This window comes from Rothia sp. HMSC069D01 (assembly GCF_001810135.1).
GTDB lineage: Bacteria > Actinomycetota > Actinomycetes > Actinomycetales > Micrococcaceae > Rothia.
In genome coordinates this window covers 90,675-105,854 of record NZ_KV800099.1, presented here as the reverse complement: position 1 = coordinate 105,854, position 15,180 = coordinate 90,675, and the positions used below count along the sequence as shown (strand labels likewise).

The following is a 15,180-nucleotide window of genomic DNA, read 5'->3' as shown; positions in this document are numbered from 1 at the left end:
GTTTTGTTGTCCAAGAAACGGGAGGCAGTTCAATCACACGCCGGGGGTTTTCTATACGTCCGTACCCTGCATGAGGGGTTACCCTACTACGGGCTGAGCCCTATTACGGGTGAATCTCCGCGGTGGTGGCCTGACCGGAAACGCTCTCAGAACCGGTCGCGCCGTTGCCGGAGTAGGTCAGGTTAGCGACCTGCACGCTGGACGTCTGCTTGTACGAAACCCAGCCGTCGTTTGCCGGGAAGCGCAGCTGCGCCGGCATGAAGTTAGTCTGGCTGTAGTACTTGGTGCCGGACTGCTTCATGGTGTACGCCTTGCTGGTGGTGTAGACGATACGACCCTTGAAGGTGTAGGTGCCGTCGGAGTTCTGGGTGATGGTCGGTACTTCTGCGGTCCAGGTGCCAGCGGTCTGTGCGACGGACAGGTACTTTGCCTGGCCTGCGGAGGCTACCAGTTCGGTGGTCTTACCGGTCAGCTTGCGACCGGAGGGGGCCCATGCCTGGCCGTTGATCTTACCGAACTTAAGGAGCGACTGTGCGCTGGCGGCGACGGTGTACTCAACCTCGGTCACGAAGGTTGCGCCAGCTGCGAGGGTGACGCTGCTGCCGGGGATGTAGCCGGTGCCGGTTGCGGTGTCCTTGGTCGGTACGGACCACCAGAAGCCGCTGGAGGACATGTATGCGCCGTTTGCGCCGGTCTGGGAGTTGGTGACGGGGGTGAACTTACCTTCACCGTTGACGTAGGTTGCGCTCTTGGGCTTGGAGGTTGCGTCGTCCCAGTTGATGTCGGAGTCGGGGGTGCCGGAGGCGGTGAAGTGTGCCTCGGGGGTTGCCGGGTTGATGGTGCCGGTGTTGTTGGAGGATGCGTAGCCGACGTAGCCGCCGTTGTTCTGCACGCTGACGTACACGCCGTACTGTACGCCGGGGGTTTCCTTGGATGCTGCGTAGGCGGGCACTGCTACGGAGGCTGCGACGACGGGTGCAGACCAGACGCCTGCCTTGGCGATGGTGCGGCGAGAGATGGGCTGGGTCATGAGTGTGGTGATCTCCTGTGAGTGGTGGTGTTTCTTGGAGCCGCCCAGAAAATGATTCTGACTAGGCTCAACGCCCTCCAGTATACAAAGGTTCTGGTCATACTTACATCTTTTTGCGGCACTATGTGCACAATCTTACTTTCTAGTGCAATATTTGCTAGCGTTAGAGGGGCGTTAAAAGCGCAGATGCCGGCAGTCTTTCGACTACCGGCATCTGCCGCAATACTATGCTGTTTACTTCGCTGCGAAGATTTCGCGCATCAGGTTTGCAGCCTCGGAGGGGGTCTTACCGACCTTCACGCCTGCTGCTTCCAGAGCTTCCTTCTTCGCCTGAGCGGTACCGGAGGAACCGGAGACAATAGCGCCTGCGTGGCCCATGGTCTTACCCTCAGGAGCGGTGAAGCCTGCAATGTAACCAACGACGGGCTTGGTCACGTTTGCCTTGATGTACTCTGCAGCACGCTCCTCAGCGTCACCACCAATCTCACCAATCATGACGATTGCTTCGGTCTCGGGGTCAGCTTCGAAAGCTTCCAGAGCGTCGATGTGGGTGGTGCCGATGATGGGGTCGCCACCAATACCGATAGCGGTGGTGAAACCAATGTCGGACAGTTCGTACATCAGCTGGTAGGTCAGGGTACCGGACTTGGAGACCAGACCGATCTTGCCCTTGCCGGTGATGTTCGCCGGGATAATACCAACCAGGCACTCCTCGGGGGAGATGATGCCGGGGCAGTTGGGGCCGATGATGCGGGTGATCTGCTTGCCGTTCTCGTCCACGGATGCCTTAGCGGCTGCCCAGAACTCTGCGGAGTCCTGAACCGGAACGCCCTCGGTGATGACGACGACGAGACCGATCTTAGCCTCGATAGCCTCGAGAACTGCTGCCTTGGTGAAGGCCGGGGGAACGAAGACGATGGAGACGTTCGCGCCGGTCTTCTCCATAGCCTCAGCTACGGAACCGAACACGTTCAGCTCGATGTCGGAGCCGTCCTTCGCCTTGTGGGTGACGGTGGTGCCAGCCTTGCGAGCGTTCACGCCGCCCACAATGTTGGTGCCTGCTGCGAGCATGCGTGCGGTGTGCTTGGTACCCTCGCCACCGGTGATGCCCTGAACGATGACCTTGGAGTCCTTGTTCACAAAGATAGACATATTACTTCCTTGAAATCCTTTGCTGGCGATTACGCCTTGTGAGCGAGCTCTGCTGCCTTGTCAGCGCCGGAGTCCATGGTCTCAGCCAGAACAACCAGCGGGTGGTTCGCCTCGGAGAGGATGCGGCGACCCTCAGCAACGTTGTTGCCGTCCAGGCGCACAACCAGGGGCTTGGTTGCTGCGTCGCCCAGAATCTCCAGAGCCTTCACGATGCCGTCTGCCACTGCGTCACATGCGGTGATGCCGCCGAAGACGTTCACGAAAACGCTCTTGACCTGCTCGTCGCCCAGAATGATTTCCAGGCCGGCAGCCATAACCTCAGCGGACGCGCCGCCACCAATATCAAGGAAGTTTGCGGGCTTGACGTTGCCGTGGTTCTCACCAGCGTATGCAACGACGTCCAGGGTGGACATAACCAGACCTGCACCGTTACCAACGATGCCGACCTCGCCGTCCAGCTTCACGTAGTTCAGGTCGAACTGCTTTGCCTTAGCTTCCAGCGGGTTCTCAGCGGACTTGTCCACGAGAGCCTCGTGCTCGGGCTGGCGGAATTCTGCGTTGTCGTCCAGGGAGACCTTACCGTCCAGGGCGAGGATGGTGCCCTCGGGGGTCAGAACGAGGGGGTTAACCTCAACCAGGGTTGCGTCTTCCTTAGTGTAGACTTCGCCCAGCTTGACGAGAACGGGAACAACCTTCTCCTGCAGTTCTGCGGAGAAACCTGCTGCCTTAGCAATTTCCTCAGCCTTAGCCTGGTCCAGGCCGACCAGCGGGTCAACCTCGATCTTTGCCAGTGCCTCGGGGCGCTCAGCAGCGAGCTGCTCAATTTCCATACCGCCTTCTACCGAGCACATTGCCAGGTAGGAGCGGTTTGCGCGGTCCAGCAGGAGGGAGAAGTAGTATTCTTCGGCGATGTCTGCGCCGTCAGCGACCAGCACGCGGTGAACGGTGTGGCCCTTGATGTCCATGCCGAGAATTGCCTTAGCGTGCTCGTAAGCTTCTTCGGGGGACTTTGCGAGCTTAACGCCGCCAGCCTTACCGCGGCCGCCGGTCTTAACCTGAGCCTTAATGACGGTCAGGCCGCCAATTTCCTCAGCTGCTGCCTTTGCTTCTTCAGGGGTGGTCGCAACAATGCCCTTGAGCACGGGTACACCGTGCTTTGCGAAGAGCTCGCGCGCCTGGTATTCGAAAAGGTCCACAGGTGTCCTTCTTCTTCGAAGTGGTGCCGAGTACTGGTGCACTCGGCCTGGTCTCATTAGAGGAGGTTCCCCCGTGTGGTCAGTACGGTGCGATAGGGGTCTCTCGCACCCGGCGCACACGCATCATTGACGCGGGGAATTTCTCTCGTCTCTACTCTATCGGATTCGGCGTGAGCTCGCACTCACAGAGCCCCAAATCTGAGATTTTAGCGACTCAGCTCACAAATATTTTGGGTACATTCCACCCAAAGGCAGTGCACCAGGTAACTAACTCGAGCTAACGCTCCCCCATCCGCCGCGAAATACCGGCGAAAATGCGGCGTTTACCGCCGTGCTCTGCAAAGCCCCGGCCACCTTCTCAGCAGGCGGACAACACGCCCGATACAGCACATAAAAGAGGGGCGGGCACCCTCAGGTACCCGCCCCTCCATCGGCGTTGTTAGGTTCGCACGCCTGACGCGTTAGCTCACCTTCTCCAGCGGCGCGTAACGCAGCAGCAGGCGCTTCTCTTCCGAACCGAAACGGACCTTCGCCACGGTCTTATCGCCGCTACCCTCAACGGCGAGCACGCGGCCCTCACCAAACTTGGTGTGGCGCACGGTATCGCCGACCGCCAGGGTCGGGATTTCCTTGCTCTGATGCACGCGGGAACGGTTCGTCACCTTCGAGGAGGCAACCGCCGCCAGCCCGTAGCTTGCCGAGCCGTTGATATCCGCGGTGGACGGCTCAGAACGGCGTGCGGGGCGGGACTCGTAGGGGTCGTATGAGCCGCGCGAGCTACCGGCGCTGTAACCGCTCGAGCCATAACCACCCGAGTAGCCGCCGGAACCGTAGCCGGAACGGGAACCACCCGAATAGCCGCCACCGTACGAGCTACCGTAGGAGCTGCCGCCATAGGAGCCACCGCCGCGAGCGCCGTATGCCCCCATGCCCGAGGCACCGAAACCCGAGAAGCCCGCGGTGCGCTTCCACTCAATGAGCTCCTCCGGGATCTCCTCCAGGAAGGGCGAGGGCGGGTTGAACTGGCTCTTGCCCCACATCGTGCGGGTCTCCGAGCGGGTCAGGTACAGGCGCTCCATGGCGCGGGTCAGACCCACGTAGGCCAGGCGGCGTTCCTCGCTCATCTCCTTCTCATCGGTCAGGGCGCGCTGGTGCGGGAACAGGCCGTGCTCCATGCCGGTCAGGAACACCACGGGGAACTCCAGGCCCTTGGCGGTGTGCAGGGTCATGAGGGTGACCATGCCCTGGGCCTTCGCCTCGGCGGCCTCGGCGGCAATCTGCGCAGCGGAGGCGCTCTCACCCTCCGCGCTGGCGGGGCGGTTCGGAATCGAGTCGGCGTCGGCGACCAGGGCCACGTGCTCGAGGAACTGCTCCAGGTCGGCGCCGGGGTTCTCGGTCTCGAACTCGACCATGGCGTCAAGCAGCTCGGAGAGGTTTTCCACGCGCGATTCGTCCTGAATGTCCTTGGAGGCGCGCAGAGCCGCCAGGTACCCGGTCTGCTCCAGGACCGCCTCCAGGCAGGTTGCGGCCGGTTCGGTGCGGGCAATCTGCGCCAGGTCATCCATGAGGCGCACGAACTCGGCGTACTTCTTGACCGCGGCGGCACCCAGACCCGGAACATCGGCGGCCTGGCGGGCGGCAGCAAAGAACGAGATGCTGTGAGCGGTCGCGTAATCGGCCACCACGGACTCGGACTTGGCCCCGATACCGCGCTTGGGCTCATTCAGGATGCGGCGCACGTTCACGTCGTCATCGGGGTTGCTCAGGGCACGCAGGTAGGCGAGCGCATCTTTGATTTCCTTACGCTCGTAGAAGCGGGTACCACCGACCACGCGATAGGGCAGGCCGGCACGCATGAGCATGTCCTCGAGGGTTCGGGACTGCGCGTTGGTGCGGTAGAAGATGGCAACGTCACCGGGCTGCACGCCGTGCTCGTCCGCCAGGCGGTCAATTTCACGGGTGATGAAGCGTGCCTCGGCGTGCTCGGATTCGGCCACGTAACCGATGATTTTCGCGCCCGCGCCGGAGGCGGTCCACAGCTTTTTGGGGCGACGATCGGGGTTGCGTTCAATGACCGCGTTCGCCGCGGAGAGAATGTTCTGCGTGGAACGGTAGTTCTGTTCCAGCAGAATCGTGTGGGCGTTCGGGTAGTCCTTCTCGAAGTCCGTAATATTGCGGATATCCGCGCCGCGGAAGGCGTAGATGGACTGGTCGGAGTCACCGACCACGGTCAGCTCGGCGGGGGGCACGGCATCCGGGTAGGGGCCGCGGTCAGCAGGTGCCTTCGTGTGGGCGCCGACCAGTTCACGCACCAGCTGGTACTGGGCGTGGTTGGTGTCCTGGTACTCGTCCACGAGGATGTGGCGGAACTTGCGGCGGTAGTAGTTCGCGATTTCGGGGAACTTCTTGAGCAAGAAGACGGTGCGGCCAATCAGATCGTCAAAGTCGAGGGAGTTGGCGGCGCCCAGACGCTGCGTGTAGACGGTGTAGATCTGCGAGATGGTCTTCTCGTACGGGTTATCGCTCGCCACGCGGGATGCGTACGCTTCGGCACTGACCAGCTCATTCTTCAGCGCAGAGATACGGTTGCCCACGGCCTTGGCGGTGAACTTCTTGGTGTCCAGGTTGAGCTCTTTAATGATGAGGCTCAGCAGGCGCTGCGAGTCGGTCGAATCGTAGATGGTGAAGGTGGACTTCAGACCCAGGGCGGCGGCCTCACGGCGTAGCACGCGCACGCAGAAGCTGTGGAAGGTCGAGATCCACATGTGCTTGGCGCGCGGGCCGACCAGCGCCTCAATACGTTCACGCATTTCGGCGGCAGCCTTGTTGGTGAAGGTGATGGCGAGGATCTGGCCGGGGGTCGCGCGGTGGGTTGCGAGCAGGTAGGCGATGCGGTGGGTGAGCACGCGGGTCTTGCCGGAGCCGGCGCCCGCGACGATGAGCAGGGGCGAGCCGGAGTGCAGCACGGCTTCTTCCTGGCGTTCGTTGAGCCCTGCGGTGAGGGAGGTAGGGTCTACGGCGCCCAGGCTATAGGTGCGTTCGCCGTAGGGGTCGGCGGGGTCGAAGTCCTCGCCGTAGCCGCCGACGCGGTAGGCGGGTGGCATGAAGTCGCCGAGCGGGTCTGCGGCGGTGAAGGCTGCGGGTGCGCCGGGTTCAGGAACGGGCGCACTGGTAGCAGGGGCACCGTAGGCGGGCATGCCGGTGGGCAGGGCGGCGGGTACGTCCTGTGCGGGTGCCTCCATCACCGGGGCATCCATCACTGCGGCTTCCATGGGAGGGGCGTAATAGTCGTCCTCGGCAGGGGGTACGTCGTAGTAGGGGTCGAAGGGCGGCTCGTCCACTGGTGCAGGGTCTACCGGTGCTGCGGGGGTGACGAGTTCGGCGGCGAACAGGCCGTCCTGTTCGGTGAAGGGCTGCTTCTGCTGTTCGGGCTTGTCGCTCATCGTCTACCTCGCTGCCTAGAATACACGTTCGATATTCCATGCTACCGCATTTGCTTCGCGGCTCCCACCCGTTCGGTCATCCGTCGCCCTCTCATTCGAGCAAAGATAAGAAAACCGCCCGCACCTGCTAATGCAAGCGACGGGCGGTTTCTTGTACCGGGGTGAATGCCGGTTCTGTGTGCCCCCGAGACGATTCGAACGTCCGACACCTTCTTTAGGAGAGAAGTGCTCTATCCCCTGAGCTACGAGGGCGTACCTATCCAGTATAAAGCACCCCGCACCGCAGGTCGGCACAGCCCACGACAAGCCGCCCGCATCCACCGGTAATCGCACCGTGCCCACCCCCGGTCCCAGCCAGCGTTCACCGACCCGTGTTCACCGCCTGAGGACACCCGCACCCGGCGGCAGAACCACTCCTACAATGTACGAATGAGCATCTACATTGACCCGCCCGTCTGGCCCGCGCACAGCACCGTCTTCTCGCACCTCATTTCGGATGTGTCCCTGACGGAACTACACGAGTTCGCCGCGGCGGCGGGCATCAGTGAGCGTGCCTTCGACCGCGACCACTACGACGTTCCGGCGCACCTCTACGAGGATCTAGTACGGGCGGGCGCGAAGGAGCTCAGCGGCGCGCAGCTGACTCGCACGCTCATTGCGAGCGGTCTGCGCATTCCCCTGAAGGAGCGCCCCGAGAAGATTCGCCCGCGTCTGCTTCGCGCCTGGGAGGCAGCGTTTACGCTCCGTCTCAAGCGCATGGAGGTTCCTGCCGAGCTGCGGGCTCAACTCACGGCGCAGGTGGCGGAACTGGGCGAGAGCCTGCTGCAGGCGTGGGAGCAGCCGCACCGCGCCTACCACCACAGCGGGCACCTTTCGCAGATGCTCACCGACCTGGACCGCCTCTACGCACATCGCGCGCAGGCAGGTTCTACTCCCCTGGCGTTGATTCTGGCGGCGTGGTTCCACGACGCAGTCTATGAGGGCGCACCGGGTGAGGATGAGCGTCGCAGCGAGCAGCTGGCGAGCGCCTCCCTGGCACCGCTGGTTACCGCGGGCCTACTCACCGGGCACGAGCTGCAGATGGTGAGCCTTCTGGTGCGCGCCACGGCAACCCACGAGCTTCCCGAGCCTGCCGACCTACCGGCGGGCTATGAACCGGCTGATATTGAGCTCTTTCTCGACGCCGATATGGCTATCCTGGCGGCTGATTCGGCACGCTACCGCCGCTACCTGCGCGGGGTGCGTAGCGAGTACTCCCATTGTGACGATGAAGCGTTCCGTACCGGTCGTACGACCTTCCTGCGTTCGATCCTGGGGCGTAAGCGCATCTTCCTCTCCGAGGAGGGTCTGCAGCTCTGGGAGGAGCCCGCGCGGGCTAATCTGCGTGCTGAGCTCAGCGAGTGGGCGCAGGACCCGCAGGGGCTTCTGCAGGTTCTCGCGTCCTAGCCGCATACATCTAAAACACATACCGCCGAGAATGCGCCCATACTAAGGTGCGCTCTCGGCGGTATTTTCATGGAATCTCTCGGGTACGCAAATCTCGGGTACGCAAAAGGCGCCCACCCCGTGCGGGGTAGGCGCCTTTTGAGAAGTATGTTGGGCTAGACCCAGCTCTTATGCACTAAGGCTTAGAGAGCGGTGTAGTAGCCGTCAACGGACATCCAGGAGGTGGGGTGCACCAGGGTACCGTAGCTGGGGTTCAGAGCGGAAATCATCTTGCCGTCGCCCAGGTAGATACCAACGTGGCTGTAGCCGTTCTGGAAGACGATGTCGCCGGGCTGGGGGTTAGCGGTCGGGCGCAGCTCGTTCTTCATTGCGTAGGTGAAAGCGGTCAGCTTGATGCCGTGCTGAGCGAAAACCCAGGAGGTGAAGCCGGAGCAGTCCCATGCACCGAAGGTCTTGCCGCCCCAAACGTAGGAGCCGCCCAGACCGCTCATTGCGGTTGCAACGATTGCGTCGCGGGATGCGTTACCGGTGGAAGCGGAGGAAGCTGCGGGTGCCGGAGCTGCAGCGGGTGCAACGTAAGCCTGCTGTGCCTCAGCCTGAGGAGCGACGTAAGCCTGCTGTGCCTCAGCCTGGGGTGCTACATAGGAGGTCTCAACTGCGGGTGCCGGAGCTGCAGCGGGTGCAACGTAGGTCTGCTGTGCCTGAGCCTGGGGTGCAACGTAGGTGGTTGCGGGGGTGTTGTAGCTGGTGTAGTCGAACTCGTAGTTGGTGTAGTCGTAGGACAGGTCAGCTGCAGCGGGGATCTGTGCGAATGCGTTCGCGGGAACGGTCGAGCCGAGCAGGATTGCGCCTGCTGCGAGGGTTGCGCCTGCGGTACGTACGATCTTGTTAGCCATTGGTAATTCCTCCATTGCCTGACGAGGTGAGCTGTCGGACTCGAGCATGGATTCGCTCGGCCACCGAAGTGACTTAGCCCCGAGGCCTCTCGATTGAGAAGCCGTATCCCAGCTTGGGGATTGGGTCCCCCGCTTCTGCCATATTGGGTAGACGTTCATCGAAGCGTTGGCAGAACTCAGCGGAACCGCTTCGACGGTGCCCTCTTACGATTAGGATTTGGGCACAGAAAAGAGAATACACAGAAAACTCCCAGTTGTCACCTCAATCGAACTTAAATTTTGAGCTTTCACCCCCGGAGGAACGGAGCGAGCTTGAACGACCAGAACCTCGTTTATCTGCGGATGCTTAAGCAACTTAAGGCGTTTGACTAGGCATTTCACAAGGATGCACATTCGCTTTTAATGCACCACCACCCCTTAAGGGCATGGTTCAAAACTCTTAAAAATGAGCCTCGTCTCTTAAGATTTTGCGCCCATTACCCGCTCAGAAACCGGCGTGTCTCTCAGTTTTAACCTCAGATTTAAGCGAAAAACGCGAAAAATGCACTCAAGCGCAGTTGCCAAAAAGTTAAGAGAGGAGTATATGCTCGCTCACGTGAGGGTAGTCTGAACTACTGATATACGTCGCTTAGCCCACCTTTTGTAGCCCGAATACGCCGCATTCCTCCGCTTTTGTCCGTTTCTTCCCTTATATACGGCATTTTGCGCCGATTCTTGAGCTAAATCATCCACTATCTAAGACAGTGCCGGATCCCGGGGAGTCAACGGCACAAAAAACGGTGGTACCGCCTCCTCAAGTAAGAAGGCGGTACCACCATTTAAAGCGTGAAGCGGGATAGTAGACTCTCAAAGCTGGAGCTTAGAGGCTGCCACCGCGCTTGACCACAATTGCGTTTGCCACGTCCATATCCAGGGAGAGGGTGTCCTCTTCACCATCGGCGTGAACAATCACGTCATCGTTCTGGCCAGCAACCACGGACACCGAAGCGCCGTAGACAATACCTGCGTCAGCCAGCAGCTTCAGCAGCTCAACGTCAGTCTGAATGGACTCGGGGAAGCGAGAAATGGTGAAACGATCCTCGGGACCGGAGTCGCGTGCAGCCAGGGACATGGGCACGGTGCGCTCATCATTCTTCTCGCTAGTGTGGCCCAGGTCCTCCAGGCCGGGGATAGCGTTACCGTACGGGGAGAACTTGGGATCCTTGAGCATCCCCAGGATGCGCTTCTCCACCTTGTCACTCATGACGTGCTCCCAGCGGCATGCCTCTTCGTGCACGTACTCAAGTTCCAGACCAATAATGTCGGAGAGCAGGCGCTCAGCCAGGCGGTGCTTACGCATCACCTTAACCGCCTTCCGGCGGCCTTCCTCAGTCAGTTCGAGGTGGCGATCCGGCTCAACGGTGAGCAGGCCATGCTTCTCCATGCGTGCCACGGTCTGGGAAACGGTCGGGCCGGAGTGCTCGAGTCGTTCAGCGATGCGCGCACGCATGGGGACGATGCCTTCTTCCTCCAGTTCGAGGATGGTGCGCAAATACATCTCTGTGGTATCGATGAGGTCTGTCATATATCTCTCCCAGCTATCACCGCAACAGTGCTTAGATAGCACTGCCTAAGTCGTTACTTATTCAATAATCTATTATGTACTTTTTCAGCGGCTTTTGCCACGGCTTAAGTCATTGGCTTAAGTCATTGAGTCGCCCAACAATAACCGTTGGACGACTCAATACAACACCTTATATATACATTTTGTTAGCCCACCCCTTATTAAGAGGAGTGGATAGTAGGCTCTACTCTGCGGACTCAGCCTCGGCAGTTTCCTCTGCAGCAGAAGCGTTCTGCGCGGTTTCACTCTCCGCCGAGTTGTTCTCTACGGGCTCACCGGACTCAGCAGATTTCTCAGCATCAGACTCTGCGTTCTCCTGCGCAGCGTTCTCCTCCAGGTCTTCCGGGCGAACACGGTCAGCCCACGGAACCCAATCCGGAGCGATGAGCGCATCATCACCGGGCAGCAGACCCACCTCGCAAATCGTTGCCACGCGGGAGCGAGGCGCACGCGAGAGGGTAGCAAACCAGAACCAGCCACGGTAACCGGGCAGGGTGCACTCAAAGAGGTGAGTGCTCAGGCGCTCTTCCTCGGCGCGCACGTGGTGAACCAGACCGATAGCGTGTGCCGGGGCGATCTCTCGCACACCCTGCAGCGCTACGTCCTTAGCGGCGGCAAGAATCTCATCCACCTTGGAGGTGCGGCGCAGCTTGTGCGGAACACCCAGGGAGGGGACACCTACCTCTTCATCCAGCGGGGTGAAGGGGTCGGGGGTGGAGTCTTCGTTCTGTTCAGTTTCTTCGGTAGCGGATTCCTCGGAAGCAGATTCTTCAGCAGGCGTCTCAGCCACCTCAGGCTCCTCAGCGTTCACGGAGGGCTGAGTCTCAGCAGGTACAGCGCTACCCTCGTCAGCGCTCTCAGGCGCGGCAGAAGGCACAACGGACTCTGCAGGCGCGTCAGTAGCGGGCGTAGTTTCGGGGAGCAGTTCAATAACCTGTTCAGACATACCCCTATTAAAGCATCTCGCGTGCGCAAACATTGCGGCGCCCGCCCCAAGCTTCACATACGCTGTGAATTTGGGTCTCAAACCGCTGAATCTGGGGCTTCGCCCACGAACAGCTGTGTGTGAGCTGATACCGTTAAATCCATGAGTAATGAACCCGCACAGGATAAGCACAACGCTGCAGAGCAGACCCCTGCACCCCTGCCCTACGCCGGAGCCATCCGCTGGCTCGGTGCAGGCGGCGCGATTCTCGCCCTGCTTTGTCTGCTCACCGGAGTTGCCATGCTCGTGATGAAGTGGGTTGGGGCAACGCCGCCCGCCCTCATGAGCCAGATTCCGCTGGTCCTCCTACCCGTCGCCTTTATTGCACTCATGGCCGCACTCATCCTGTCGGTCATGCGCCGCAACAAGGCATAAAGATTTGAGCCGCAAGCTCACACACATCATTCACTTATCAAGTACAGCCTGCCATTCAGAGAGAAAGATAGAGTATGTCTACTGAAGCAAAACTCCTAGTCGTCGATGACGAGTTCAATATTCTTGAACTGCTCGCCACCTCCCTGCGTTTCGCCGGTTTTGAAGTAGTTACCGCCGGCAACGGCCGCGAAGCCCTCGAAAAGGCACACGCCGAAAACCCCGACCTCATTGTCCTGGACGTCATGATGCCCGGCATGGACGGTTTCGAGGTGACCCGCCGCCTACGCGAAAACGGCACCACCACCCCCGTGCTCTTCCTGACTGCGAAGGACGCCACCGAGGACAAGGTGACCGGTCTGGGTGCCGGCGGCGACGACTACGTCACCAAGCCCTTCTCCCTTGACGAGGTAATCGCCCGCATCCGCGCCATTCTGCGCCGTAGCCGCAGCGTCCAGGAAGAGGATGACGCCGTACTGCGCGTAGACTCCCTGACCCTGAACGTGGACACCCACGAAGTGTTCCTCGGTGACGAAGAGATTGACCTCTCCCCCACCGAGTTCAACCTGTTGCACTACCTGATGCTCAACGCCAACCGCGTGCTGTCCAAGGCGCAGATTCTTGACCACGTGTGGGAGTACGACTTCAACGGTGACTCCTCCATCGTCGAGTCCTACATTTCCTACCTGCGCCGCAAGATTGACAACAACCGCGAGAACCACGAGCCGCTCATCCACACCAAGCGCGGTGTGGGCTACATGATTCGCGGTTCTCGAGGCTAACGTGGCGCTCAAACCCCTCGACCGGATCCCCCAGTCTCTCTCCCTTCGCACCCAGCTGGTGCTCATCACCTCCTTGCTCATCGCCCTCTCCATTGCGGTGACGAGCCTGGTGGCGATTTCCGCTCTGCGCGCCCAGATGGTGCACCAGCTGGATGAAGAGATGAAGAACAGCGCCCCCTCACTCGTGCAGCTGGCGACCGTGCGCCCCTCCGGCAATCAGGAACAATCCCTGAGCACCTACCGCCTGTACCTGCTCGATAAGGACGGCAACGTACTGTACTCGCTCAAGTCCGAGGACAGCGAACAGTTCAGCGAGCCGGCGCTGCAGGGCTGGACCGAAGAGAAGGTTCGCAAGCAAAACGAGGAGGCGGTCACCGTCAACTCGGTGGGTAGTTCCTCCGATTGGCGTGTGCTCGCCGTACCCATTGAAGCCAACGACTCTTCAGGTTTGCCGGAGGCGGCCTCCCTCATCATTGCCATGCCGTTGAAACAAACGAACCAGGTGGTCGCCCTCGTGGGTGTGCTGACCTTCGCGTTTGGTTTGGCGACTCTCGCCTCCGCAATTGCGATGACCTGGGTGATTGTGACCCGCACCTTCGAGCCGCTCGCGCGTGTGGAGCAGACCGCCGCTAAGATTGCTGCCGGCGACCTCTCGCAGCGTATTGAGGACTACAACCCGAGCAACGAGATTGGTAACCTCGCGGTTTCGCTGAACACGATGCTCGCCCAGATTGAGGTGCTCTTCAAAGCCCGCGAGAAGAGCGAAGCGAAAATGCGCCGCTTCGTGGGTGACGCTTCGCATGAGCTGCGCACCCCTCTGGTCAGTATTCGAGGCTACTCGGAGCTGTACCGTCAGGGCGCTCTGCCCACCGACGAGGCCGTTGCTACCGCGATGAGCCGTATCGAATCGGAGTCCAAGCGTATGGGTCAGCTCGTGGAAGACCTGCTGACCCTGGCGCGTATTGATGAGCGCCGCGAATCCAAGCTGGCGCCCTTCGACCTGTTCAACCTGGCAGTGGACGCTAGTAACGACGCCTACGCTACGGCACCCGATCGTGCAGTGTCCCTGGTGGGCCTGAACGAAGAGGTGGCACCGACCTCCGCAACCGTGCTCGGCGACGAATCGCGTCTGCGTCAGGTCGTGGCAAACCTGCTGACCAACGCCATGCGCTACACCCCCGACGGCTCTCCCCTGGAGATTGCGGTGGGCGTGCGCGAAGAGGTTCCCGGCTTCCCGCTGTCCGTGCTGGAGGTGCGCGACCACGGCCCCGGTATTCACGGCGAAGACCGCGAGCGCGTCTTCGAGCGTTTCTACCGCACCGACACTTCACGTTCGCGTGAGACCGGCGGTACGGGTCTGGGTCTGTCCATTGTGGCTGCGATTATTGAGCAGCACGAGGGCAGGATTCATATTGACGAGACCGATGGTGGCGGTGCTACCTTCGTGATTTCTTTGCCGTTCTATCCGCCGCCTGTCTCGGACGATCAGCTGATGAAGTAACACTGACGCATAAACCCCCGGATTGTAGAACTTGAGTGTTCTACGGTTCGGGGGTTTTGCTGTGCCCTGGAGGCGGGACTATATCGCGGCGGGGCGATAACTCGCGGCAGTGCGAGTGAGGAGAGCGCGGGGAGGAGAAGCTGCGCGGCTCAAGAACAGCGGGGGCAACCTCGTGTGCGTCATGGCGGCGTCATTTTCGGGAGGGTTTTCGATTTTTTCGAGGTGCTGGAGTGAATCTGGCGGGTTTATCCACAGATTTATCGAAACATCATTTTTTAGCTTATTTGATGCATTTTGAAAGATATAGTGATAACAAGCTTCCGGTCAGGAACTCAACCCTTCCAGAGATCCAAACCCCAAGCACCACCACGGGGCAACCGCCCCACCCATCTCACATATCTCAAAGGAGAAAACCATGGCACAGTTCAATGTCGATTCCGAAGTCATCGCAGCCAAGAGCGCACAGGCACGATCCTACGTCGCATCCATCACCGCAGACGTCAACGGTATGACCGCATCCCTGCACGATCTGCAGAGCTCCTGGACCGGCTCTGCATCCGCTAACTTCCAGGGCGTACTGGACCAGTGGCACGCAACCCAGCGCCAGGTCGAAGCATCCATCACCCAGATCAACGAGGCACTCACCCGCGCAGGTGTGAACTACGCAGACACCGAGCAGGCTAACGCCTCCATGTTCGTCGGCTAAGGGGTCAGGGCGGCAAGCCCAAAACCCCACCCGCAGCCAGGCAGCAGGCCGGGTGGTTTAAAGGTCCC

12 protein-coding genes, 1 tRNA gene and 1 riboswitch are annotated in these 15,180 nt (G+C 60.5%); of the genes, 5 read left to right on the top strand and 8 right to left on the bottom strand.

Annotated elements, in window-relative coordinates; genetic code table 11:
• Positions 1–103 precede the first annotated feature (103 nt).
• The 5 genes from HMPREF2710_RS04345 to HMPREF2710_RS04325 form a co-directional block, all read right to left on the bottom strand.
• Complete coding sequence (locus HMPREF2710_RS04345) at positions 104–1,030, bottom strand: amino acid oxidase (protein ID WP_070599709.1); 927 nt, start codon at positions 1,028–1,030, stop codon at positions 104–106.
• Positions 1,031–1,264: 234 nt separating this feature from the next.
• Positions 1,265–2,182, bottom strand: a complete 918-nt coding sequence (sucD, locus tag HMPREF2710_RS04340; RefSeq protein WP_005504562.1) for a succinate--CoA ligase subunit alpha — start codon at positions 2,180–2,182, stop codon at positions 1,265–1,267.
• 29 nt (positions 2,183–2,211) lie between these two features.
• The gene (sucC, locus tag HMPREF2710_RS04335; RefSeq protein WP_005504561.1) at positions 2,212–3,378 is read right to left on the bottom strand and encodes an ADP-forming succinate--CoA ligase subunit beta; all 1,167 of its coding nucleotides are present in this window, start codon (positions 3,376–3,378) and stop codon (positions 2,212–2,214) included.
• Positions 3,379–3,839: 461 nt separating this feature from the next.
• Positions 3,840–6,821, bottom strand: a complete 2,982-nt coding sequence (locus tag HMPREF2710_RS04330) for a UvrD-helicase domain-containing protein (protein ID WP_070599707.1) — start codon at positions 6,819–6,821, stop codon at positions 3,840–3,842.
• Between the two features lie 179 nt (positions 6,822–7,000).
• Positions 7,001–7,073: transfer RNA gene (locus HMPREF2710_RS04325), tRNA-Arg, on the bottom strand.
• A 177-nt stretch (positions 7,074–7,250) separates the two neighbouring features.
• Here HMPREF2710_RS04325 and HMPREF2710_RS04320 point away from each other — a divergent pair.
• The gene (locus tag HMPREF2710_RS04320) at positions 7,251–8,267 is read left to right on the top strand and encodes a DUF4031 domain-containing protein (RefSeq protein WP_070599706.1); all 1,017 of its coding nucleotides are present in this window, start codon (positions 7,251–7,253) and stop codon (positions 8,265–8,267) included.
• A 182-nt stretch (positions 8,268–8,449) separates the two neighbouring features.
• On the opposite strand, the gene HMPREF2710_RS04315 is transcribed toward HMPREF2710_RS04320, so the two are convergent.
• The 3 genes from HMPREF2710_RS04315 to HMPREF2710_RS04305 all read right to left on the bottom strand — a co-directional run bounded on the left by HMPREF2710_RS04315 (position 8,450) and on the right by HMPREF2710_RS04305 (position 11,712).
• The gene (locus HMPREF2710_RS04315; protein WP_070599703.1) at positions 8,450–9,163 is read right to left on the bottom strand and encodes a C40 family peptidase; all 714 of its coding nucleotides are present in this window, start codon (positions 9,161–9,163) and stop codon (positions 8,450–8,452) included.
• Positions 9,164–9,323: riboswitch (cyclic di-AMP (ydaO/yuaA leader) on the bottom strand.
• Positions 9,324–10,022: 699 nt separating this feature from the next.
• Entirely contained in the window at positions 10,023–10,727 is a 705-nt protein-coding gene (locus HMPREF2710_RS04310; protein ID WP_070599702.1) for an iron-dependent transcriptional repressor DtxR, read from the bottom strand.
• A 223-nt stretch (positions 10,728–10,950) separates the two neighbouring features.
• Positions 10,951–11,712: a DUF3027 domain-containing protein gene (locus HMPREF2710_RS04305; RefSeq protein ID WP_070542971.1), complete on the bottom strand. Its 762-nt coding sequence runs from the start codon at positions 11,710–11,712 to the stop codon at positions 10,951–10,953.
• Between the two features lie 141 nt (positions 11,713–11,853).
• Here HMPREF2710_RS04305 and HMPREF2710_RS04300 point away from each other — a divergent pair, with 141 nt between their 5' ends.
• From HMPREF2710_RS04300 to HMPREF2710_RS04285, 4 genes are all read left to right on the top strand, one after another.
• Positions 11,854–12,126 (top strand): hypothetical protein, encoded by a 273-nt coding sequence (locus tag HMPREF2710_RS04300; protein WP_049340923.1) that lies wholly within the window; start codon positions 11,854–11,856, stop codon positions 12,124–12,126.
• Positions 12,127–12,200: 74 nt separating this feature from the next.
• Entirely contained in the window at positions 12,201–12,905 is a 705-nt protein-coding gene (locus HMPREF2710_RS04295; RefSeq protein WP_070599698.1) for a response regulator transcription factor, read from the top strand.
• Position 12,906: 1 nt separating this feature from the next.
• Entirely contained in the window at positions 12,907–14,406 is a 1,500-nt protein-coding gene (locus HMPREF2710_RS04290; protein ID WP_070599697.1) for a sensor histidine kinase, read from the top strand.
• A 415-nt stretch (positions 14,407–14,821) separates the two neighbouring features.
• Positions 14,822–15,112 carry a WXG100 family type VII secretion target gene (locus HMPREF2710_RS04285; protein WP_005504526.1) on the top strand — a complete coding sequence of 97 codons (291 nt, stop codon included), beginning with the start codon at positions 14,822–14,824 and terminating at the stop codon, positions 15,110–15,112.
• The last annotated feature ends 68 nt before the right edge of the window (positions 15,113–15,180 follow it).